Origin of the sequence: Klebsiella sp. K5-306 (assembly GCF_051835185.1) — a bacterium.
Lineage (GTDB): Bacteria > Pseudomonadota > Gammaproteobacteria > Enterobacterales > Enterobacteriaceae > Klebsiella > Klebsiella oxytoca.
In genome coordinates this window covers 43,325-66,030 of record NZ_JAIFJY010000017.1, presented here as the reverse complement: position 1 = coordinate 66,030, position 22,706 = coordinate 43,325, and the positions used below count along the sequence as shown (strand labels likewise).

Here is a 22,706-nt window from a genome sequence, read left to right as displayed (position 1 = left end):
CCCATGCTGCAGACGGCCCCCGCACAGATAACAGGGGCACAACATTTATACGTCAGATTTAATGATAACTTTCAGTACGTCATTATCTGGATTGGAAGCAAAATCAATCGCTTCAGCCATCCGAGACAGCGGCCAGGTATGAGTGATCATGTCCTTCGTATTGATTTTGTCTTTTTCCACAATCTCAATCGCTTCCTTCATGTCATAGGGGGTCAATGAGTAGGTGCCAACGATTGAAATTTCATCCCGGAACAGTCTGCCTGCATCAATTTCCACCACCGGGTTTTTATCAAATGGCGAGAACACAACAATTCTCCCCCCACGACGTACAACATTGACGGCTTGAGAAACCAGGGACGAGACCCCTGCGGCAATGATCACCACATCAGGCCCTTTCCCCTGCGTGATTTCTGCCACGCGGGTTTCAACATCTTCGTTTGCCGGGTCGATTGCGTGGGTTACCCCTACCTTCAGCGCCAGTTCACGCTTGAACCGGGAAAGGTCGGAAACAATCACCGTTGAAGCACCTTTTAGCGCCGCCAACTGTGCACTAACCAGACCAATAGTTCCGGAACCCAGAACCAGTACCGTATCTTTTGGGTGAATATTGGATGATTTCAGTCCATGTAAACAGCAGGCGACAGGCTCAATCATTGCCGCTCGGTCCCAATCAAGACTGTCAATAATTCGGTGCGTCAGATGTTCAACATGCTGGCGAGGGATACGAATAAACTCACTGAACCCGCCGGGTTCCAGATTTGTTTTCTTGAACTGATCGCACAGGGTGAAGAACCCCCGGTCACAGTAATGGCAGTTAAAGCAGGGAACATGAATAGCGGTTACCACACGCTCACCAACCCGGTAGCGGGTAACATCCTTGCCAACTTTCACCACTTCCCCCGACACTTCATGGCCGAGGATTATCGGGCCGGTCACCGTCTGGTGCTGCGCTTTATGAATGTCAGTACCGCACAGGCCACAGGAATGCATTTTGATGAGCATGTCACCGTCGCCAATTTCTGGCTCCTCAACATCTTCATATCGGATATCATTTTTACTGTAGTAAACGCTGGCTTTCATTAGTTAACTCCATTGCAGAGACGCTCTGTACGCATCTTGGATTCATAAAGCGGTTTGTAGACCTGAGTGTAAATTGCCTGATAGTGAGTCACGGCATCACTCTCCGGCAGGTAGCGTCGGGTCTGTTCTTCACTTGTTCCGGACAGACACTCCACTTCCACACCGGCAGCTTTCGCAGCCAGCATGGCGGCCCCTTTGCTCACGGCCTCATTGACATTACATGCCACGATTTCCCGGTTAAGAATATTGGCCTTAAGCTGTAACCAGTATGGGTTTTTGCAGGCAGCACCAATCACATTCACAACCGGATAATTATTCCCTGTCAGCGTTTCGTATAAATCCAGCAGATTGCGAAGTTCGAAACACAATCCCTGGAACACAAAGCGCAGAACATCCTCCGGTCGTGACTTATCATCAAGACCGTAAATTAATGCACGGGACCAGGTATTTCTGTCCGGAGGGCCACTACCCCGCAGATGGGGAATGAAGATGCCGTCAAGCTCACTGGCCACTGCCATGTCTCGCTCGTTACGCAGGGTATCCACCATTCGCAGAAATGCAGGCATATCGAGTTCAAAGAGGTTTCTGAACCATTCGATGGCATACCCGGCAGAAGGCAGTGAGGCATAAAGGGAATGAAGCCCCGGAAGCACATGCACGCCATTTGACACTCTGGCCCGGAAAAAACGCCCGGTGTTATTGACCGCTTCGGTCACTACCAGTAATCCTTCGGTCGTTCCTGTGGAATTCAGGATCTGATCTTCACGGGTCAGACCGACAGCCACGGAACCGCACATATGATCATGCCCAGCAATGGCGACACGGGTATCCTTTGTCAATCCGGTCCGTTCAGAAACATCAGACGTAACGGTACCAATCGCAACACCGGCCTGAACCAGCGGACTGAACAAAGATGGAGAAAGCTCAGCCGCATGTATGAGCTGTTCATCCCAGTCCATCTCAGCGATGTTTAATGCCATCGTCCGTGATGCCAGAGAATATTCTGAGCGTTTCACGCCGGATAATTTGAAGGCAATGAATTCCGCAAGGCATAACCATTTACAACCTTCACGGGCATTACTGTTATTATCCTGCAACCACTTAATTTTATTGACGCTGTAATTAGAATGAGCAGGAATACCGGTTATTTCATAGATATGTTCAATATCCATTGCGGAAATAATATTTTCCAACTGCTGTTTGGGGCGCGTGTCATACCAGGTTAGAACTGGGCCAACGACATTATCATTATTATCAAGCAGGACACCAGATTCTCCCACGCTGGCAACCGCCACTGCGCTGATTTGCTCAGCATTATCCAGATTATTTGTTATCGTTCTGAGTCCATGGAGAACCCCGTCCCAGATGAGGCGAACATCAAAATCAGTATTTTCTCCGTCCACAATTTTGGGCGTTCTGAAACTATACTGATTAATTAATTCCAGAGAAGGAATTGCGAACAAACACACCTTACAATTAGTCGTGCCAATATCGATTCCGATCGTATACATCACTCTCCCCTTTTTTTTGCAAGGGACAACGTTTGTTTTTATTCAGAAGCAGTTCCCTCTGCTTCTGAATAGACAGGATTATTTTGCTACCGGAATATCAGCCGAGGCTGCTTCGTTTTCTGCTGCCTCTTCCGCTTTCAGCTGTTTTTTAGTTACACGATATAACCACAGGCACAGAAGGAAGATGACAGGAATAAGAACCAGAGCAATGGTATTGCCTTCAAAGATTTTGACTGCCCAGAAACGATACGGGTTACCACCATCCAGCAGGCTGGAAATTTCACCGTCCGTTTTCATCGGGAAATTCATATCCCTTGCAATTTTGGTCAGGATTGGTGCTGCGGCCGAAGCCACATACAGGTTCACAGCCAGGCATGGAATGCCAATGATGAACGCCCTGACAATATTGCCTCGACAGGCCAGTACCACCATGGAAATCGGTACCCAGATGTTCGCCAGGTCACCCAGTGGCAGCAAACGGTTACCTGGTAGTACCACCGCCAACAATACCCCGACGGGGATAAGCAGCAGCGCAGTAGACAGTACTGACGGATGCCCCACCGCAACCGCGATATCCAGACCGATATACAGATCGTGACGGTCAGGGTAACGTTTTTTGAGAAAGCTACGCACGGCGTCAGACAGCGGCAGCAGGCCTTCCATCAGCAGCTTAACCATGCGGGGCATAATCAGCATTACCGCACCGAGGCTCATCGCCAGGTTGAGGACACCTTTGACATCATATTCTGCAAGCAGGCCAATCCCTGCCCCCAGAATCACCCCCAGCATCATCGGCTCACCAAAGACGCCAAAGCGCTTTTGGATCTGATCCGGATCGGCATTCAGTTTGTTAATGCCCGGGATTTTATCGAGCACCATATTCCCCAGCACGCCGATCGGGAAGAAAATAACCGATGACAGTGTGGGTAACGAAATCCCAGGCAGGTTGAAGTACTTCTGGATCATCGGAGCACACCAGTCAGCCATCACAAAGGTAATCGCTGCGGTGACACCGGCAATCAGCAGGCCAAAGAAGAAGTTGCCCGTCACCCCGTAAACCATGGCGCCGACCATCGAAAAATGCCAGAAGTTCCAGACATCGATATCGACCGTCTTGGTCCAGTTCAGGGTTAGCATCAGTACGTTAATACCGATCGTCATCGGTACAACAAATGGTGCGACCTGCGAGGCCCATGCAATGGCAGCCAGCGGAGTCCAGCCCAGGTCAACAACCGGTAAATCGATCCCGGTGTGGCTGATCATTTCTTTGGCAGCCGGCCCCAGGCTGTCGACCAGTAAACCAAAGACCAGAAAGATGCCGATGAAACCCATACCGATGGTCAGTGCCGAGCGTAATGCCCGGCTGAAACCTGTCTGAAGACACATTGCCATGATAAATATAATTATCGGCAACATGATCGTCGGTCCGAGCCCCAGAATGTACTGGACGGCGGCAAATACTTTATCCATCATGCTCACCTTTATTGTTTAAGGATGGCTACGATTTTTTCCAGTAATTCTTCTTCGCCAAATCCGGTCAGCAAAGGAAGGCCATTCAGGACCGGGGTTTTCAGTTCCGTCTTAACCGCTGATGTCACGATAATTAAATCAGCCATGCCATCCTGTTTGCCAATGGTGCCGATATTGGACTGAATGGGTTCAACGTTAATACCCTGGCTTTTGCAATACTGAACTACTTTTTCAGTTGCTACCGCAGAAGTTGCAATACCACTGGTACAGGCGAAGATAATTTTTTTGTTCATTTCAGACTCCAGATATTTATTAGGATAATGAAGTAATACAATACTCATGCTTAGGGTTTTTAATAAAGATTCTTTGCCAGAAGTTCCATAACGTCATCCTTTGATTTCGCCCAAAGGATTTGGTCCATTTCATTGCTACGCTGAAAAAGCGAAATGAGCTTCATCAGAAATTCAAGATGCGCATCTTTTTCCTTCAGCAGTAAAAAGAAAATGACATTCACTTTCATGGTGGAGTCGGGATCTTCAGCTTGATTAAATACGATCCCTTCAGGGCAGGTGACCACAACCAGTTTCTCTTCCCGGACATGCTCAACATCGACATGAGGGATCGCGACCCCCATTTTTTCCAACTGCATTGCCGTGGGATGATTTTCTTCGCGGGCGATCAATGCCTCCGGGTAGCTCTGTTCTACATAGTTTTTTGAAAGCAATAACTTACTGACAGAATTGAAAAGAATTTTTCTATCCAGGGGGGGCTCATTCAGGAGAACGAGTTCAGGTTCAAGTCTAGAATTCAAAGACATAACAGTTGGCCTCATAATGGCTGTCAATGTTTAAATTTGCAAACAGATGACAGGTATACTTGTCTATGTACAACTATATTCAACTTGCCTGGAAGTTACTCCTAACCACATAAATAACGCAACCTGTGTCGTTAAAATTTGAGCCTGAGTTCACAAAAAAGTATCTACCTGTTTTCTAACATGGATGGCCAAAACAAAAAATACTAAATAAAAATCAATAAGTTACCTTATGTTGGTAACCTTATCCATTCTCCATGGACTTGAGTCCATACAAAGAGTCTAAATTCCGTTCTTTGCACAAAGCCGACCATCAACCTCCCTCCAAATTAATGAGCACATCTAATAAACCCTAGCTAATTACCCCATCTAATCGAATAAATCAGTTTGCGTTATGCTTTTCCAACACAACAGCTGAAGGATAACGTCATGCAAACTGTAAAACTGAACAACGGTATTGAAATGCCCCTGCTGGGCTTTGGTGTCTTCCAGATGACGGATGCTGCTGAATGCGAAAGAGCGGTTATTGATGCGATCGATACGGGATACCGCCTGATCGATACCGCCGCGTCTTATCAGAATGAAACCCAGGTCGGGAATGCACTGAAACAGAGCGGTATCGCCCGTAACGAGCTCTTTGTTACAACCAAACTTTGGCTACAGGATACAAATTACGAAGGCGCTAAAGCCCAGTTCGAACGCTCCCTGAATCGGCTGCAACTTGATTACGTCGACCTGTATCTGATTCACCAGCCTTACGGCGATGTCCATGGAGCCTGGCGTGCCATGGAAGAACTGCATCATGCAGGAAAAATTCGCGCCATTGGCGTCAGCAATTTCCATCCTGACAGACTGGCCGACCTTATCGCATTCAACAAAGTGGTCCCTGCGGTAAACCAGATCGAAGTTAACCCCTTCAACCAGCAGCTGCATGCCGTTCCATGGAATCAGAGCCATGGCATTCAACCGGAAGCCTGGGCTCCGTTTGCTGAGGGTAAAAATGGCCTGTTCCAGCATCCCGTGTTAACGGCGATTGGCCAGAAGTACGGCAAAAGCGTGGGCCAGGTTGTGCTGCGTTGGATCTTCCAGCGTGGCATCGTTTCGCTGGCGAAATCGGTGCGCAAAGAACGCATGGAAGAGAACATCAACATTCTCGATTTTGAACTCAGCCCTGAAGATATGCTGCAGATTGCTGCCCTCGACACTGCAACCAGCGCCTTCTTCTCTCACCGCGACCCGGCGATGGTGGAATGGCTGACGGGCCGCAAACTTGATGTTTAAGTCGCGATAAAAGAGGTATTCATTCAATGCAAAAACGTTATCTGGGTAAATCCCGACTCGAAGTATCCGCGCTTGGGCTCGGTTGCATGGGCTTAAGCCACGGCTACGGCCCGGCGACCGATACCCGTCAGGCTATCGAGCTCATTCGCGCAGCGGTTGAACGTGGCGTCACCTTCTTCGATACCGCTGAAGTGTATGGCCCCTTCCTCAATGAAGAAGTTGTCGGCGAAGCCTTAAAACCATTCCGTGACCGCGTGGTCATCGCCACCAAGTTTGGATTTACTTTTGGCGACGACAACAAGCAGCAGATTTTAAACAGCCGTCCGAAGCATATCCGTGAAGCGGTGGAAGGATCATTACGCCGTCTTAAGACTGATGTCATTGATCTGCTGTACCAACACCGTGTCGACCCGGATGTCCCTATTGAAGATGTTGCGGGAACAGTGAAGGACCTGATCGCTGAAGGCAAAGTTAAACATTTCGGTCTGTCCGAAGCGGGTGCGCAAACTATTCGTCGTGCGCATGCCGTACAACCTGTCACTGCCCTACAAAGCGAATACTCAATGTGGTGGCGCGAGCCTGAGCGGGAGATCCTGCCGTTGCTGGAGGAATTGGGTATTGGTTTTGTACCCTTCAGTCCATTAGGTAAGGGCTTCCTGACAGGATCGATTAGGCCAGGAACCACTTTTGGCAAGGATGACTACCGCAGCACAGTACCGCGTTTCGCCGGGCAGGCGATTGAAGCCAATGAAAAGCTGGTTTCATTGCTGGGTGAACTGGCGGCAGAGAAAGGTGTGACGTCTGCACAAATCGCGCTGGCGTGGCTGCTGGCACAAAAGCCGTGGATTGTTCCTATCCCTGGTACCACCAAACTGCATCGACTGGAAGAAAACCTTGGGGCTGCCGACATCATCCTTTCTCAGGATGACTCACGGCAGATAACCCAGGCGCTTGAAACCATTAAAATCGTCGGCGAACGTTACTCCCCTGAGCATCAGGCTCGCGTGGGCCGTTAATACCCGGACGGGTCTACGGACCCGTTATTCCTGGTAACGAAGTGCATCGATCATCAGCGCAAAAGCGGGCGGATGCTGCTTACGGCTCGGGTAGTAAAGATAGTATCCGGGGAAAGATGGGCACCAGTCCTGCAGAACCTGAATAAGCTCTCCTGACTTTATATAATCCTGCACCCTGTCTTCAGGTATGCAGGCAATGCCAAAACCAGATAACGCCGCATCAATCCTTTCTGCCTGCAGATTAAACGTGACCTGCCCTTCTACTCTGACCCGTAACGGCTTCCCATCCTTCTCAAACTCCCAGTGGTAAAGCCCACCGGCTGTCGGCAGGCGCATATTGATACACCTGTGATTTTGTAGCTCGTGCGGCGTTTCAGGTGCAGGATTTGCAACGAAATAAGACGGCGCTCCCACCACAGCCATTCTCATGTCCGGGCCAATTCTTACCGCAATCATATCCTTATCCACGCTTTCGCCCAGGCGGATCCCGGCATCAAAACGCCCCTCAACAATATCGACAAAGCCGTTATCCACCACCAGTTCGAGATTAATTTCCGGGTATTCCCTGAGGAAGGGTTTTAGCTTCGGCCACACCAGACTTCGCGCGGCATGCTCCCCGGCAGATAAACGGATATTGCCGGAGGCGGTGCCGTTCAGTTGAACCAGCGATTCCAGCTCCTGCTCGAGATCGGCAATACGCGGTTCAAGGCAGGCAATAATTCTCTCACCGGCTTCTGTAGGGGCAACGCTTCGGGTCGTACGGGTCAGAAGGCGGATATTCAGCCTTTCCTCCAGGGCCTTCATCGCGTGGCTGAGTGCAGACTGAGAAACGCCCAGTTTACCCGCCGCTTTGGTGAAACTTCGCTCCCTTGCTACTACAAGAAAGATTTGCAGTTCGTTGAAATTTTCTTTGAGCATCGGCGATTTCCTTAAAAACCAACGCTATCGGCCAGTTTCCAGGGGTTCTCTTTGGGTTTAGCAGTTTCAACCTGACGAGCAGTCAGCTTCATTGGGGTACCTCTCAGCAGGGGGTACAATTATACCCCATCCATACCCCCACATTGAGCTTGACCCTGGGGGAGTACAATTGAGTTCAATAGACTAATAGAATGCTATAACTGCTGATTTATCAAGGGAAAATTGAGTTGAGTGGACTTCAGGAGACTTGAGTCTGGAGCGGGCGAAGGGAATCGAACCCTCGTATAGAGCTTGGGAAGCTCTCGTTCTACCATTGAACTACGCCCGCGAGGAGGTGCGAGGGTCATTATAGACCTTACGCACCCGCTGACAAGCCCATAACAGGCTAACTGTCGATAAAATAACCTTTTAGCACTTAGGCTTACTGCCCTGCGGCGGCAAATAGCGCAGCGGGTCGATCGCCGTCGCCCGGTAGCGAATCTGGAAGTGCAGGCGTACGGAATCCGCATCCGAGCTGCCCATGGTGGCAATCTGCTGGCCGCTCTTCACGCTCTGGCCGTTATTCACCATCAGCTTGTCGTTGTGTGCATAGGCGCTGATATAGTCCTCATTATGTTTAATCATAATCAGGTTGCCGTAGCCGCGCAGCTGGTTACCCACGTACACCACTTTGCCCGCCCCTGCCGCATACACCGGCTGGCCGCGCTTACCGGCAATATCGATACCTTTATTGCCGCCATCGCTGGTGGAGTACGGCAGTATAACTTTGCCGCTGGTCGGCCAGCGCCAGCAGCGTTGCCCGACCGGCGGCCAGGAGGATTGCGGCACCGCCGAAGATGGCGTCACGGCAGCGGTGCGCTTCGCGGAGGATTTCTTGCCGGATGCCCCCGCCTTCGCCGTGGCCCCTGAACCACTGTTCAGCTTCAGCTTTTGCCCAACCTCGATGGTATAGGGAGGTGAAATATTATTGAGACGGGCGAGATCCCTGACGCTGGTGCCAGTGGAACGTGAAATAGCGTACAGCGTGTCGCCGCGCTTCACTGTGTAGGTGGACCCGGAATCGGATGAGCTGGAACACCCCGCGACGATCAGGCTGCTCAGCAACATTATTGCAATAACAAAGCGTTTTCTCATCAGGCGTCCTGCGCTTAACACGTACATTCACCTCTCAACCAGAGGCGATTATCATACCAGTCCCTAAGGCAATCCCCAATCGCTACCCTTCATACAGAAGTATTAAACGGATAGCCATGCGTAATAATATCCATCAACGCGGGCAGATAAGGCATAGACGGCAATTTTACCAGCGCCGGGTAGAATATTTGCGGCGAGGGGAAAACATCGACCACGTAGCACTGGTTAAGCTTATCAGCATCCACTTCAGAAGAAGGTAGCAGCGTCGCAGCCTGCAGTCCGGACTCCAGCCAGTCGAGAATTACGCCCGGCTGCGTAATGTGCATAATCACCTTCGCGTTGACCCCGGACTTACGAAACAGCTCCATTAGCATCTCGTAAGTCCCTGAATCTTTTGCTCTATGAAGTAATACCAGCGGCAGCGCCGCCAGCGATGTGTAGCTATACGGATTAGACGGCGGCTCCGGCAGGCAGCTTTTATTGATCACCGCGACCAGCTTAATCGGGTCAAAAGAGACATAATCAAAGCCTTCGCTACGGTAGGGGCGCTGGATTAAGGCTAAATCAATTGCGCCCTCGGTTAATAACGTTTCGAGATGGCTGGAGTCAGTAACGGAAATATTTATGGAAGTGTCGGGATGACGTCGATATACCTCCATCAGCAATGCTTTAAAATAATTCTGATAGAGATGAGTTAAGCCGATTCTCAATTCAGTTCTGTTTTTGTGCGCAATATCCGTCGTTTCCCGCGCCGTATCCTCTACCTGGCGTAATATTTCACACGCTTTTCGATAGAGAAAAAAACCGGCTTCCGTAGGCTCAATGCGGTTTCCCCGGCGAACAAAAAGCGATACCTGAAGCTCCTCTTCCAGCTCCTGAATTCGCTTGCTGAGCGGCGGCTGCGCCATGTTCAGCGACTTCGCCGCCTGGCTCACCGAACCTTGTTCCACCACCCGACAAAAATAGCGTAAGCGCTTTAAATCCATCATCATTATCCGCAGTGTAATTTATCACCAGTATCACACTTAGCCGGAGAAATAAAAAGCCGCAGCGTTGCTCCTCATATTAATTAATCATTATTTAACACCTTGTTAAAATAAACTTTTTTGATCTACTGACCATCCGGTAAACGGTATTTGTTTATCCGCGCCAGGGAAAATATTGTGCCGGGAGCAAAGTTTTTTTTCCGAAGGAACATCCCATGGCAAATAGTGATAACAAAACACCCTTATCGGTACATGATTTACGCTCCGCGCTGGATCTGCTGAAAACGCTTCCCGGCGAGTATGTTGAAACCAATACCGAAGTCGACCCGCACGCCGAACTCTCCGGCGTCTATCGTTACGTAGGCGCCGGCGGGACCTGCCAGCGTCCGACCCGCAAGAATGGCCCGGTCATGGTCTTCAATAAAATCAAAGGCTTTGAAAATATCAGCGTGGCGATTGGCCTGAATGGCTCCCGCCAGCGCGTCAGCCATTTTCTCCAGTGTGAACCGGCTAAACTGGGGCATCTGCTGAAGGATTCAGTAAAAAACGCAATAGCCCCGGTGATGACCCAGGGCGCAGCGGTATGCCAGCAAGTGGTCCATCTGGCAAGCGATGCCGATTTCGATCTGCGCAAGCTGCTGCCGGCACCGACGAATACCGAAGAAGACGCCGGCCCCTATATTACGATGGGCCTGTGCTACGCCTCCGATCCAGAAACGCATGAGTCCGATATCACCATTCATCGCCTGTGCGTCCAGAGCCGCGACGAACTCTCCATGTGGCTAACGCCCGGCCGCCATATCGATGCTTTTCGCATGAAGGCTGAAGCGGCAGGCCAGCCGCTGCCGATTTCAATCAGTATCGGCGTCGATCCGGCCATTGAAATTGCCGCCTGTTTCGAGCCGCCGACCACCCCGCTGGGCTTCAACGAGTTAAGCATCGCCGGCGCGCTGCGCGGCAAAGCGGTGGAGATGACGCAGTGTAAAACCATTAACGAGAAAGCGATCGCCCACGCTGAGATCGTGATTGAAGGCGAACTGCTGCCCAACGCGCGCGTACGAGAAGATCAGAACACCCATACCGGCCGCGCGATGCCTGAGTTTCCGGGCTATACCGGCGAAGCTAAAGAGGCGATCCCGGTCATCAAAGTGAAAGCCGTCACTCACCGTATCAATCCTATCTGGCGCACCACCGTAGGACCAGGCGAAGAACACGTCAATATGGCCGGTATCCCGACCGAAGCCAGCATTCTGGATATGGTCGAACGCGCGATGCCTGGCAAGCTGCTGAACGTCTTTGCCCATTCGGCTGGCGGCGGCAAGCTGCTGGCGGTGCTGCAGTTCAAAAAATCCTCCCCGGCGGACGAAGGGCGCCAGCGTCAGGCTGCTCTGCTGGCGTTCTCAGCCTTCCCGGAACTGAAGCACGTCATTCTGGTCGATGAAGACGTCGATATTTTCGACAGCGACGACGTGCTTTGGGCCATGCAAACCCGCTACCAGGGCGATGTCGATACAATCACTATTCCCGGCGTTCGCTGCCATCCGCTCGATCCGTCGCAGGTACCGGAATACAGCCCGAGCATCCTGCAGCAGGGAATGTCCTGCAAAACGATATTCGACTGCACGGTGCCGTTCCATCTGAAGCACAACTTCCAGCGCTCCAGATTTAAAGAAGTGGACGTGAAGCGCTTCCTGCCGGATTTCGAATAAAAGGAGAACCTCATGACGGCACGCATCATCATTGGTATCAGCGGCGCATCCGGGTTTCAGTACGGCGTTAAGGCGCTGGAGCTACTGCGCCCGCATCCCGTTGAAGTCCACCTGGTCGTCTCTAAAGGCGCGGAAAAAACCTGCGAGCTGGAGACGAATTACCGCCTGGACGAGGTGATGGCGCTGGCCGACGTGGTGCATCCCATCGCCAATCTTGGCGCAGCTATCTCCAGCGGTTCATTTAAAACGCTGGGGATGCTAGTCGCGCCGTGTTCAATGCGTTCTTTAGGCGCCATCGCCCACTGCCTGACCGACAACCTGCTCACCCGCGCGGCAGACGTGGTGCTGAAAGAACGTCGCCGCCTGGTGCTGCTGGTCCGGGAAACGCCGCTGAACCTCGGCCACATCCGCAATATGGCCGCCGTAACCGAAATGGGCGGAATTATCTTTCCGCCGGTCCCGGCGCTTTACCAGCGTCCGCAAACGGCGGACGACATCGTTACCCATAGCGTCAATCGCGCGCTCGATCTGTTTGACCTGCAGGTCAACAACATCCCCCGCTGGGGTGAAGGCGAGCTACGTTTTAATTAACCGGAAATTATTCAATGTTAATCGGCCCATATGTAAACGGAGCCGCCGTGATTATCGGCGGACTCATCGGCGCTGCGGCGGGCGGCAAGCTCCCCGAGCGCGTCAAAACGGCGCTGCCGATGACCTTCGGCCTGTGCTCCGTTGGTCTTGGTATTACGCTGGTGCTCAAAGTGAAATATATGCCCGCCGTCGTGCTGGCAATGGTGATTGGCGCCATCCTCGGCGAATTGCTGCATCTGGAAAAGGGCATCGGTAAAGCCGCAGGTTCCACCCGCGGTTTGATCAACAAAGTGCTGCCGCCGGTCAATGGCCTCGGCCATGAAGAGTTTACCGAGAAATTTGTCGCCATCCTGGTTCTGTTTTGCGCCAGCGGCACCGGTATTTTCGGCGCGATGACCGAAGGCATGAGCGGCGATCCGTCAATTCTGTATATCAAAACGATTCTCGATCTATTTACCGCCGGGATTTTCGCGACGCTGCTGGGCTACGCGGTGATGACCATTGCTATCCCGCAGGTCATTATTCAGGTGGCGCTGGCGATGCTGGCGGTGGTTATTCTGCCGTCGATCTCGCCTGATATGATGGCGGATTTCTCCTGCGCCGGCGGGCTGCTGATGGTGGCTACCGGGTTGCGTATCTGTAACATTAAGCTCTTTCCGGTAGCCAACATGTTGCCAGGGCTTGTTTTGGTAATGCCTTTGTCCCATTTATGGGCTACCCTAGTGGCCTGAGTACATGACCCGGCGGGTTTGTGCCGGGTCATTTTCTATTTCAGGAGTTGTCATGGCCGGGGAACATGTCATTTTGCTGGACGAGCAAGATAAGCCTACAGGTATGCTGGAGAAGTATGCCGCCCACACCCTCAATACCCCTCTGCATCTCGAGTTTTCCAGCTGGCTGTTCAATGAACAAGGCCAACTGCTGGTCACGCGCCGCTCGCTGGGCAAAAAAGCCTGGCCAGGCGTATGGACGAACTCAGTCTGCGGGCATCCGCAAACCGGCGAAACCTTTGAACAGGCCGTTGAGCGCCGCTGCCGCTTTGAGCTCGGCGTCGAGATAACCCGTATCGTCCCGGTCTTTCCGGGGTTCCGTTACCGGGCCGTCGCGCCGAATGGCATTGTCGAAAACGAGGTCTGTCCGGTCTATGCGGCACGAGTAGCCAGCGCGTTACGGATAAATCCTGACGAAGTGATGGATTTTCAGTGGAGCCATCTTGAGGATGTTTTAAGCGCAATTCGCGCGACGCCCTGGGCTTTTAGCCCGTGGATGGTCATGCAGGCTGCGGATGATAATGCGCGTAATGCCTTAATAAGCTTTAGCCGCCAGGCATAAAAAACCCCAGCAGCGCTGGGGTTTCGTTTATTACAGTCTACCCGCCATACTTCAGGTTGCATGTGCGTTGGCTTTCATGCAACTCGAATGATTCAGGGTTCAGAACTTATTTTACCGGACGCATCGCCGGGAACAGGATCACGTCGCGGATAGTGTGGCTGTTGGTAAACAGCATCACCATACGGTCGATACCGATACCGAGGCCCGCGGTCGGCGGCAGGCCGTGCTCCAGCGCGGTGACGTAGTCTTCGTCATAGAACATGGCTTCGTCGTCACCGGCAGCTTTCGCGTTAACCTGATCGAGGAAACGCTGCGCCTGGTCTTCCGCATCGTTCAGCTCGCTAAAGCCGTTACCGATTTCACGCCCGCCGATGAAGAATTCAAAACGATCGGTGATTTCCGGGTTCTCGTCGTTACGACGCGCCAGCGGAGAGACTTCTGCCGGATATTCGGTGATGAAGGTAGGCTGAATCAGATGCGCTTCCGCCACTTCTTCGAAGATCTCGGTCACGATGCGGCCCAGACCCCAGCTCTTCTCAACGTGAATGCCGATGCTTTCCGCAATGGCTTTTGCAGAATCGAAGTTATCCAGATCGGCCATCTCGGTTTCCGGACGGTACTTCTTGATCGCTTCGCGCATCGTCAGTTTTTCAAACGGCTTGCCGAAATCAAAGGTCTGATCGCCGTAAGGCACTTCGGTATGGCCGAGAACGTCCTGCGCCAGGGTGCGGAACAGGGATTCGGTCAGCTCGATCAGGTCTTTATAGTCCGCATAGGCCATATAGAGTTCCATCATGGTGAACTCTGGGTTATGACGAACGGAGATACCTTCGTTACGGAAGTTACGGTTGATTTCGAACACGCGCTCGAAGCCGCCAACCACCAGACGCTTCAGGTACAGTTCCGGCGCGATGCGCAGGTACATATCCAGATCCAGCGCGTTGTGATGGGTGATGAACGGACGGGCGGAAGCGCCACCGGGGATCACCTGCATCATCGGGGTTTCCACTTCCATAAAGCCGCGGCCGACCATGAACTGACGAATGCCGGCCAGGATCTGCGAACGCACTTTAAAGGTGTTGCGCGATTCATCGTTGGAGATCAGATCCAGGTAGCGCTGACGATAGCGCGCTTCCTGATCCTGCAGGCCGTGGAATTTGTCCGGCAGCGGGCGCAGGGCTTTGGTCAGCAGGCGCAGCTCGGTGCAATGGATGGAGAGTTCACCGGTCTTGGTTTTGAACAGCTTACCGCGCGCCGCGATGATGTCCCCGAGGTCCCATTTTTTGAACTGCTCGTTGTAGACGCCTTCCGCCAGATCGTCGCGGGCGACGTACAGCTGAATGCGGCCGCCAACGTCCTGCAGCGTAACGAAGGAGGCTTTACCCATGATACGGCGGGTCATCATGCGGCCAGCAACGGCGACTTCAACGTTCAGCGCTTCCAGCTCTTCGTTTTCTTTGGCATCGAATTCAGCGTGCAGTTGGTCAGAGGTGTGGTCACGACGGAAATCATTCGGGAACGGGATACCCTGCTCACGCAGCGCAGCCAGCTTCTCACGACGGGCTTTCAGTTCATTATTAAGGTCAATTGCCGCGTCAGCGCCCTGTGCTTGTTGTTCAGACATGTTGGTTCCTCATAACCCTGCTTTCAAACTTGCTTCGATAAATTGATCCAGGCTGCCGTCCAGCACCGCCTGAGTGTTGCGGGTTTCCACCCCGGTACGCAGATCTTTAATGCGGGAGTCATCCAGCACGTAAGAACGGATCTGGCTGCCCCAGCCGATGTCGGATTTGGTATCTTCCATCGCCTGCTTCTCGGCATTTTTCTTCTGCATTTCCAGCTCATAAAGCTTCGCTTTCATCTGCTTCATGGCCTGGTCTTTGTTCTTGTGCTGCGAACGGTCGTTCTGGCACTGGGTCACTAAGCCGGTCGGAATATGGGTGATACGCACCGCGGATTCCGTACGGTTAACGTGCTGACCGCCCGCGCCGGATGCGCGATAAACGTCAATGCGCAGATCCGCCGGGTTGATTTCGATATCAATATCGTCATCCACTTCCGGATAAACGAACGCGGAGCTGAAAGAGGTATGGCGGCGGCCGCCGGAATCGAACGGGCTCTTACGTACCAGACGATGAACGCCGGTTTCGGTACGCAGCCAGCCGTAAGCGTAGTCGCCAATAATCTTGATGGTCACGGACTTAATGCCCGCCACTTCGCCTTCAGACTCTTCGATGATCTCGGTCTTGAAGCCGCGCGCTTCGGCCCAGCGCAGATACATGCGCATCAGCATGCTCGCCCAGTCCTGCGCTTCCGTACCGCCGGAACCGGCCTGGATGTCGAGGTAGCAATCGGCGCTGTCGTATTCACCGGAGAACATGCGGCGGAACTCAAGCTGCGCCAGCTTCTCTTCCAGCACATCAAGCTCAGCAACGGCTTCGTTAAAGGTCTCTTCGTCGTCGGCTTCAACGGCCAGCTCCAGCAGACCGGAAACATCCTCCAGCCCCTGAGACATCTGATCCAGCGTATCAACGATGGCTTCCAGCGAGGAACGCTCTTTGCCCAGCGCCTGCGCACGTTCTGGTTCGTTCCAGACGTCAGGCTGCTCCAGCTCGGCGTTTACTTCTTCAAGACGCTCTTTCTTAGCATCGTAGTCAAAGATACCCCCTAAGAACGTCCGAGCGCTCCGTGAGGTCCTGAATACGGTTTTTTACCGGATTTATTTCAAACATGGTCGGTTTCTTTTAATGGATTCGTCAAAATGCGGTGATAAGAGCGGAATTCTACCGGATTCGCGCTCTCATTAATATACTGTTCTCAATTTGGCCAGAGGTGGTCAATGATCAGCTGCAGGCTGCGGTTGCCGCGGAACTCATTGATATCCAGCTTATAGGCAAGCTGAACTTCGCGAACGCCGTTATCCGGCCAAATGGAAGTATCCACATTGAACGCAATACCGTCCAGCAGCGGGCCGCCGCCGACCGGCTCAACCATCACCTTCAGGTGACGCTCGCCGACCAGACGCTGTTGTAGCAGACGAAAACGGCCATCGAACAGCGGCTCAGGGAACATCTGCCCCCATGGCCCGGCGTCGCGCAGCATTTGTGCGACCTCCATGCTCATCTCTGCCGCCGCCAGCGGGCCGTCGGAGACCACTTCGCCCTGCAGTAGCGCAGGATCGAGCCACTCGGTCACCAGTTCGCCGAAACGCTGCTGAAACTCCTCAAAACGCGCCTCTTCTAACGACAAACCCGCCGCCATGGCATGACCACCGAACTTCAGAATCAGCCCGGGATAGAGGGTATCCAGACGCTCCAGCGCATCGCGCATATGCAGCCCCTGAATCGACCGACCTGAGCCTTTGAGCGTACCGTCACCGGTGGGCGCAAAGGCGATAACCGGGCGATGGAAGCGCTCTTTAATACGCGAGGCCAGAATGCCGACGACGCCCTGATGCCACTGCGGGTGGTACATCGCCAGGCCGCCGGGCAGCGTCTCGCTGCTGCGTTCCAGCTTTTCACACAGGGTCAGCGCTTCCGCCTGCATCCCCTGTTCTATCTCTTTACGCGTCTGGTTTAACGCGTCCAGCTCATTGGCCAGCACCCGCGCTTCGCCGGTGTTGTCGCACAGCAGCAGCGCCACGCCGACGGACATGTCGTCCAGCCGCCCTGCCGCATTAAGGCGCGGGCCAAGCGCGAAGCCGAGATCGCTTGCCGCCAGCTTTTGCGGATCGCGGTTGGCGATTTCCAGCAGCGCCTTGATGCCCGGACGGCATTTACCTGCCCGAATGCGGCTCAGCCCCTGCCAGGTCAGAATACGGTTGTTGGCATCCAGCGGTACGACGTCCGCCACGGTGCCAAGCGCCACCAGATCGAGTAAATCCGCCAGATTCGGCGGCGCAATGCCGCGCTCATCAAACCAACCTTTATCACGCAGAAAAGTGCGCAGCGCCAGCATCAGATAAAAGGCCACGCCAACCCCGGCCAGCGATTTTGACGGGAACTCGCAGTCCCGCAGGTTCGGGTTAATAATCGCTTCGGCGGCAGGCAGCGTATCCCCCGGCAGATGGTGATCGGTCACCAGCACCGGAATACCCAGCGCATGGGCGCGCTCGACGCCGGCGTGGGAGGAAATGCCGTTATCCACGGTCATTATCATCTGCGCGCCGCGGGCGTGAGCCTGATCGACCACTTCCGGACTCAGGCCATAGCCATCCTCAAAACGGTTTGGCACCAGGTACGAGACGTTGCCGTAGCCCAGCCCCCGCAGGGCCAGAACGCTAAGCGCAGTGCTGGTAGCGCCGTCGGCGTCAAAATCGCCGACCACCACAATGTGCAGCTCCTGCTTAAATGCGCCGTAGAGCATCTCTACCGCTTTTTCGACGCCGGTCAGCTGCGACCATGGCAGCATACCTTTTACACCGCGTTCCAGCTCCTGCGCGCTACGCACGCCGCGGCTGGCGTACAGCCGCTGCAGCAGCGGAGGGAGATCGGCAGGTAAATCGACGCCGTCAGCCGCCTCGCGGCGGCGTAGTTGTATCTGTTGTTTCACGCGAATCAGTTACCGCTTATCTGTTTTTGATGCTCATCAAGGAGCGCTTTCAGGTCTTTAGGATCGCGATAGCCAGGCATCAGCGTACCGTCGCTCAGCACCATCGCCGGCGTGCCGTTAACGCCAAGCTGCACGCCGAGCGTGTAGTGTTTAGCGATATCAACATCGCAGCTCGCTGGCTGCACGCCTTTGCCGCTCATCGCGTTATCCAGCGCTTTGTTGCGATCTTTGGCGCACCAGATAGCCTTCATATTCTGCTCGGCTTCGCTTTGCAGCCCCTGGCGCGGGAAGGCCAGATAGCGCACGGTAATCCCCAGCGCGTTATAGTCGCTCATCTGCTCATGCAGCTTGTGGCAGTAACCGCAGGTAATATCGGTGAAGACGGTGATGACATGTTTTTCCTGCGGCGCTTTGTAGACGATCATCTCTTTTTCCAGGGCGTTTAGCTTCCCCCCCAGCAGCGCATTGGTAACGTTTACCGGCTGCGCGCCGCTGACATCGTACATCGGCCCCTGGATAATGTGTTTACCATCATCGGTGACGTACAGCACGCCGCTGTCCGTCAACACGGTGCTGATGCCTTTGACCGGCGAAGGCTGCACGTCCGAGCTCTGCACGCCAAGCTTCGCCAGCAGTTGCTTGATCGCCGCGCTATCGGCATGCGCCGCACCGGATAAGGTGGTCGCCAGCAGAGTGAACATCAGTAAACCTTTTTTCATACTCAGTCCTTTTTTTCAGCACTCACGCACGCGGGTGATGCTGTTGATGGAGTTGTCGCAGACGCTCGGTCGCCACGTGGGTATAGATCTGCGTCGTGGAGAGATCGCTGTGTCCTAACAGCATCTGCACCACGCGTAAGTCAGCGCCGTGATTAAGTAAATGGGTAGCGAACGCATGGCGCAGCACGTGCGGAGATAGCTTTTCGCTGTCAATTCCCGCCAGTAAGGCATAGTGCTTAATTCGATGCCAGAACGTCTGGCGCGTCATCTGCTGCGCGCGCTGGCTGGGAAAAAGCACATCGGAAGCCACGCCGTTCAGCAGCCAGGGACGCCCGTACTCCAGGTAATTCTCAACCCACAGTACCGCCTCTTCGCCTAACGGCACCAGACGTTCTTTATTTCCTTTACCGATCACGCGCAGCACGCCCTGACGCAGGCTGATATCGCTCATGGTCAGGCCCACCAGTTCAGAAACGCGCAGACCGGTGGCGTACAGCACTTCCAGCATCGCTTTATCACGCAGTTCCAGCGGTTGTTCAACCAAAGGGGCCTGAAGCAGGCGCTCAACCTGCGCCTCGCTCAGATCCTTCGGCAGCCGCTGCGGCAGCTTTGGCGATGCGAGCAGCGCGCTGGGGTCATCGGGGCGAATTTTTTCCCGGTACAGATGCTGGAAGAAGCGACGCACGGCGCTTAGCAGGCGCGCGGTGCTGGTGGCTTTATAACCGCCGGTTTGCCGCTCCGCCAGCAGCGACTGGAGATCTTCGCCGCTGACGCTAGCAAGCGACAGGCCACGATGATGCAGCCATTCCACGACCATCGTCAGATCCCGGCGGTAGGCGCTCAGCGTGTTTTCCGCCAGATTCCGCTCCAGCCACAAGGCATCAAGAAACTGCTCGATTTGTGCGAGATCCTGTTCCACTCCGGCCTCTTTGTATATTAAAACGGCGCCATTATACCCTAAATAATTCGAGTTGCAGGCGGGCGCGGCCTTTCTGGTACACTAAGCGCAAAGTCACAGCAAGAATTGAGACGTTTCCGCGATGAACATAGGTCTTTTTTACGGCTCCAGCACCTGCTACACAGAAATGGCGGCGGAAAAAATCCGCGATATCATCGGCCCTGAACTGGTGACGCTGCATAACCTGAAAGATGATTCCCCTGCCCTGATGACGCAATATGATGTGCTGATCCTCGGCATTCCAACCTGGGATTTTGGCGAGATCCAGGAGGACTGGGAGGCGGTCTGGCAGCAGCTTGATACGCTGGATCTGCAGGGTAAAATCGTCGCGCTCTATGGCATGGGCGACCAGCTAGGCTACGGCGAATGGTTCCTTGACGCGCTCGGCATGCTGCACGATAAGCTGGCAACAAAAGGGGTTAAGTTCATCGGCTACTGGCCAACCGAAGGCTATGAATTTACCAGCCCGAAACCGGTCATCGCCGACGGCCAGCTGTTCGTTGGTCTGGCGCTCGATGAAACCAACCAGTATGACCTGAGCGATGAGCGTATTCAGAACTGGTGCGAGCAAATCCTCGGCGAAATGGCTGAGCAGTTCGCCTGAGTCCAGGCTTAATCTTGCGTCGGTTTCTGTAACACCAGCCGACGCAGATCGCGCCACTCGCCCGCGTCCATGCTATCCGCCGCCACCCATAGATGCTGAGTGCGTTGGTTTTCCGTATTTCGCAGACGCAGCAGCATTCCGCTATTGATTACCCACGGGGTGCCGACGATATCCCACTCCGCTTTTTGCCAGCGCAGGCGAGAGTCAATCAGCAGCTTTATTTCCCCCTGTCGGGCATGGATCCGCCGCTGGCTGCGCACGCAGTCGAACACCACCAGCGACAGCAGTATCAGCCACAGCGGGGTATAGCTCAGCGGCCAGGGCAACACCAGCACCAGCGCCGCCACCACGCCGTGCATCAACAGTGAGAACCATTGCGCTCGCCACGAGATGCGTAAATCAGATTGCCACAGGACCACGTTCCCGATTCCGTGTCTGAATTAATTTTACCATCCGCTGCAGTTCTGCATCAGCCGGTTCGCCATGGTTCATCAACCAGTTGAACAGGTCCGGATCGTCATTTTCCAGCAGGCGGATGAACAACCGCTTATCGTCATCACTGAGCGTATCGTACTCATGCTCAAAAAACGGCATGATGGAGATATCGAGTTCACGCATTCCCCGGCGGCATGCCCAGTGGATGCGAGCTTTATTGTTAATATCCATGTTTTACTTCCTGCTTATAAATATTGCTTAGTTTAACCCGTTTTCGCCGCTGACTTCACTGGAATATCAAGATTCACGAGCGCTATTCCATGAAATCTCTAAAATAATCAGGTTATTGATAATTTCGTTCGCGTTAGCGCCCAGTTTTGAGGGCACGAATGGCCTGGCAAAAGCGCTTGCATTGCACCATAGCTCTTTTACCATTAGTCACACACTCTGCGTTAAGCTATTCAGGATATGACTATGGCTTTTACACCTTTTCCTCCGCGTCAGCCCTCCTCTTCCGCTCGTCTGCCGTTAACGCTGATGACGCTGGATGACTGGGCGCTGGCGACGATTACCGGGCCGGATGGCGAGAAATATCTGCAGGGGCAGATCACCGCTGACGTCAGCCACCTGACCGACGAGCAGCATCTGCTTGCCGCGCATTGTGACGCCAAGGGCAAGATGTGGAGCAATCTGCGCGTTTTCCGTCGCAACGAGGGTTTTGCGTGGATTGAGCGCCGCAGCCTGCGCGATGCGCAGCTGACTGAACTGAAAAAGTATGCGGTGTTCTCTAAAGTGACCATCGCCGCCGACGATGAATCCGTGCTGCTGGGCGTTGCCGGGTTCCAGGCACGCGCTGCGCTGACGCCGCTGTTTAACGAGCTGCCAAATGCCGATAAACAGGTTGTCAGCGAAGGTGCCACCAGCGTGCTGTGGTTTGAGCATCCCGCCGAGCGCTTCCTGCTGGTGACCGATGTGGCAACCGCCACCCGCATCACCGACGCGCTGCGCGGCGAAGCACAGCTAAACAATAGCCAGCAGTGGCTGGCGCTGAATATTGAAGCTGGCCTGCCGGTCATCGACAGCGCCAACAGCGCGCAGTTTATTCCGCAGGCCACCAACCTGCAGGCGCTGGGCGGCATCAGCTTCAAAAAAGGCTGCTATACCGGTCAGGAGATGGTTGCCCGCGCTAAATTCCGCGGTGCCAATAAGCGCGCCCTGTGGTATCTGGCCGGGACCGCCAGCCGCGTGCCTGAAGCCGGGGAAGACCTGGAAATGAAGATGGGTGACAACTGGCGTCGTACCGGTACCGTTTTAGCGGCCGTGCAGCTGGATGATGGTCGCCTGCTGGTGCAGGTAGTGATGAATAACGATATGGAGCCGGGCAGCGTATTCCGCGTGCGCGACGATGCCGGCAGCCTGAGCATTGAGCCGCTGCCGTATTCGCTGGAAGAGAGTTAAAGCGATATTCCCCGCCGCCTTCTTCCTGGAGGCGGCGCTACCCCACCCGCAAACCACGAAACACCCGCGACCGCGCGCTTTGCGCAAATGCGCCATCTCTGGCCCAGGCCACTTTCATGCGTAGAAGAATAGTGTATGT

At 53.9% G+C, this 22,706-nt stretch carries 23 protein-coding genes, 1 tRNA gene and 1 pseudogene; 8 read left to right on the top strand and 17 right to left on the bottom strand.

The features are described 5' to 3' along the window. Positions 1-45: 45 nt before the first annotated feature. The 5 genes from K2184_RS22710 to K2184_RS22690 all read right to left on the bottom strand — a co-directional run bounded on the left by K2184_RS22710 (position 46) and on the right by K2184_RS22690 (position 4,878). The gene (locus K2184_RS22710) at positions 46-1,080 is read right to left on the bottom strand and encodes a zinc-dependent dehydrogenase (protein WP_064372023.1); all 1,035 of its coding nucleotides are present in this window, start codon (positions 1,078-1,080) and stop codon (positions 46-48) included. Beyond that, positions 1,080-2,591 carry an FGGY-family carbohydrate kinase gene (locus K2184_RS22705; protein WP_064397276.1) on the bottom strand — a complete coding sequence of 504 codons (1,512 nt, stop codon included), beginning with the start codon at positions 2,589-2,591 and terminating at the stop codon, positions 1,080-1,082. The genes K2184_RS22710 and K2184_RS22705 overlap by 1 nt, the downstream gene beginning before the upstream one ends. Before the next feature lie 78 nt (positions 2,592-2,669). Then, positions 2,670-4,064, bottom strand: coding sequence for a PTS galactitol transporter subunit IIC (locus K2184_RS22700; RefSeq protein WP_439237776.1), 1,395 nt, complete (start codon positions 4,062-4,064; stop codon positions 2,670-2,672). A gap of 8 nt (positions 4,065-4,072) precedes the next feature. After that, positions 4,073-4,354 (bottom strand): PTS sugar transporter subunit IIB, encoded by a 282-nt coding sequence (locus K2184_RS22695; RefSeq protein ID WP_064372026.1) that lies wholly within the window; start codon positions 4,352-4,354, stop codon positions 4,073-4,075. 59 nt (positions 4,355-4,413) lie between these two features. Next, a complete protein-coding gene (locus tag K2184_RS22690) occupies positions 4,414-4,878 on the bottom strand; it encodes a PTS sugar transporter subunit IIA (protein WP_163525441.1) in 465 nt (154 codons plus the stop codon). A 426-nt stretch (positions 4,879-5,304) separates the two neighbouring features. Here K2184_RS22690 and K2184_RS22685 point away from each other — a divergent pair, with 426 nt between their 5' ends. Together K2184_RS22685 and K2184_RS22680 are read left to right on the top strand one after the other, a co-directional pair. Further along, positions 5,305-6,156: an aldo/keto reductase gene (locus K2184_RS22685; protein ID WP_163525439.1), complete on the top strand. Its 852-nt coding sequence runs from the start codon at positions 5,305-5,307 to the stop codon at positions 6,154-6,156. A 26-nt stretch (positions 6,157-6,182) separates the two neighbouring features. Beyond that, positions 6,183-7,172, top strand: coding sequence for an aldo/keto reductase (locus K2184_RS22680; protein ID WP_064356295.1), 990 nt, complete (start codon positions 6,183-6,185; stop codon positions 7,170-7,172). Positions 7,173-7,196: 24 nt separating this feature from the next. On the opposite strand, the gene K2184_RS22675 is transcribed toward K2184_RS22680, so the two are convergent. The 5 genes and pseudogenes from K2184_RS22675 to K2184_RS22655 form a co-directional block, all read right to left on the bottom strand. Next, positions 7,197-8,090 (bottom strand): LysR family transcriptional regulator, encoded by an 894-nt coding sequence (locus tag K2184_RS22675; protein WP_163525437.1) that lies wholly within the window; start codon positions 8,088-8,090, stop codon positions 7,197-7,199. A gap of 17 nt (positions 8,091-8,107) precedes the next feature. After that, positions 8,108-8,182, bottom strand: a pseudogene (locus K2184_RS22670) (Arm DNA-binding domain-containing protein); the annotation flags it as partial. A 162-nt stretch (positions 8,183-8,344) separates the two neighbouring features. Next, positions 8,345-8,418, bottom strand: a tRNA-Gly gene (locus tag K2184_RS22665). 80 nt (positions 8,419-8,498) lie between these two features. Further along, positions 8,499-9,224: an amidase activator ActS gene (actS, locus tag K2184_RS22660; protein ID WP_163525435.1), complete on the bottom strand. Its 726-nt coding sequence runs from the start codon at positions 9,222-9,224 to the stop codon at positions 8,499-8,501. Positions 9,225-9,313: 89 nt separating this feature from the next. After that, a complete protein-coding gene (locus K2184_RS22655; protein WP_016809684.1) occupies positions 9,314-10,210 on the bottom strand; it encodes a LysR family transcriptional regulator in 897 nt (298 codons plus the stop codon). Between the two features lie 215 nt (positions 10,211-10,425). Here K2184_RS22655 and K2184_RS22650 point away from each other — a divergent pair, with 215 nt between their 5' ends. Genes K2184_RS22650 through idi form a run of 4 tightly spaced genes read left to right on the top strand, consistent with a single transcriptional unit; the run spans position 10,426 to position 13,842 of the window. After that, entirely contained in the window at positions 10,426-11,919 is a 1,494-nt protein-coding gene (locus K2184_RS22650) for a UbiD family decarboxylase (RefSeq protein WP_163525433.1), read from the top strand. Positions 11,920-11,931: 12 nt separating this feature from the next. Further along, positions 11,932-12,510 (top strand): UbiX family flavin prenyltransferase, encoded by a 579-nt coding sequence (locus K2184_RS22645; protein WP_163525431.1) that lies wholly within the window; start codon positions 11,932-11,934, stop codon positions 12,508-12,510. 14 nt (positions 12,511-12,524) lie between these two features. Then, the gene (locus K2184_RS22640; protein ID WP_004105549.1) at positions 12,525-13,241 is read left to right on the top strand and encodes a DUF554 domain-containing protein; all 717 of its coding nucleotides are present in this window, start codon (positions 12,525-12,527) and stop codon (positions 13,239-13,241) included. A 52-nt stretch (positions 13,242-13,293) separates the two neighbouring features. Beyond that, positions 13,294-13,842 carry an isopentenyl-diphosphate Delta-isomerase gene (idi, locus tag K2184_RS22635; RefSeq protein ID WP_439237775.1) on the top strand — a complete coding sequence of 183 codons (549 nt, stop codon included), beginning with the start codon at positions 13,294-13,296 and terminating at the stop codon, positions 13,840-13,842. A gap of 106 nt (positions 13,843-13,948) precedes the next feature. On the opposite strand, the gene lysS is transcribed toward idi, so the two are convergent. The 5 genes from lysS to xerD form a co-directional block, all read right to left on the bottom strand. Beyond that, a complete protein-coding gene (gene lysS, locus K2184_RS22630) occupies positions 13,949-15,466 on the bottom strand; it encodes a lysine--tRNA ligase (protein WP_004105551.1) in 1,518 nt (505 codons plus the stop codon). Positions 15,467-15,475: 9 nt separating this feature from the next. After that, positions 15,476-16,574 (bottom strand): peptide chain release factor 2 gene (gene prfB, locus K2184_RS22625; protein ID WP_097365639.1). Its coding sequence is split into 2 segments (ribosomal slippage): positions 15,476-16,498 and positions 16,500-16,574, totalling 1,098 coding nucleotides; the frame shifts between segments, so codons are not numbered across the junction. 85 nt (positions 16,575-16,659) lie between these two features. After that, positions 16,660-18,393: a single-stranded-DNA-specific exonuclease RecJ gene (recJ, locus tag K2184_RS22620; RefSeq protein ID WP_024274698.1), complete on the bottom strand. Its 1,734-nt coding sequence runs from the start codon at positions 18,391-18,393 to the stop codon at positions 16,660-16,662. Between the two features lie 5 nt (positions 18,394-18,398). Next, positions 18,399-19,112 carry a bifunctional protein-disulfide isomerase/oxidoreductase DsbC gene (gene dsbC, locus K2184_RS22615; RefSeq protein ID WP_004105554.1) on the bottom strand — a complete coding sequence of 238 codons (714 nt, stop codon included), beginning with the start codon at positions 19,110-19,112 and terminating at the stop codon, positions 18,399-18,401. Positions 19,113-19,134: 22 nt separating this feature from the next. Next, complete coding sequence (gene xerD, locus K2184_RS22610; protein ID WP_134883792.1) at positions 19,135-20,031, bottom strand: site-specific tyrosine recombinase XerD; 897 nt, start codon at positions 20,029-20,031, stop codon at positions 19,135-19,137. Positions 20,032-20,152: 121 nt separating this feature from the next. Between xerD and fldB the strand changes: the two genes are divergently transcribed. Further along, positions 20,153-20,674: a flavodoxin FldB gene (fldB, locus tag K2184_RS22605; RefSeq protein ID WP_004105557.1), complete on the top strand. Its 522-nt coding sequence runs from the start codon at positions 20,153-20,155 to the stop codon at positions 20,672-20,674. A gap of 8 nt (positions 20,675-20,682) precedes the next feature. Here the strand turns inward: fldB and K2184_RS22600 are convergent, their stop codons facing one another. Next, entirely contained in the window at positions 20,683-21,093 is a 411-nt protein-coding gene (locus K2184_RS22600; protein WP_004105559.1) for a protein YgfX, read from the bottom strand. Further along, a complete protein-coding gene (gene sdhE, locus K2184_RS22595; RefSeq protein ID WP_004105561.1) occupies positions 21,074-21,340 on the bottom strand; it encodes an FAD assembly factor SdhE in 267 nt (88 codons plus the stop codon). The genes K2184_RS22600 and sdhE overlap by 20 nt, the downstream gene beginning before the upstream one ends. A 243-nt stretch (positions 21,341-21,583) precedes the next feature. Between sdhE and ygfZ the strand changes: the two genes are divergently transcribed. Continuing rightward, the gene (gene ygfZ / locus K2184_RS22590; RefSeq protein WP_004115279.1) at positions 21,584-22,567 is read left to right on the top strand and encodes a tRNA-modifying protein YgfZ; all 984 of its coding nucleotides are present in this window, start codon (positions 21,584-21,586) and stop codon (positions 22,565-22,567) included. Positions 22,568-22,706 lie beyond the last annotated feature (139 nt).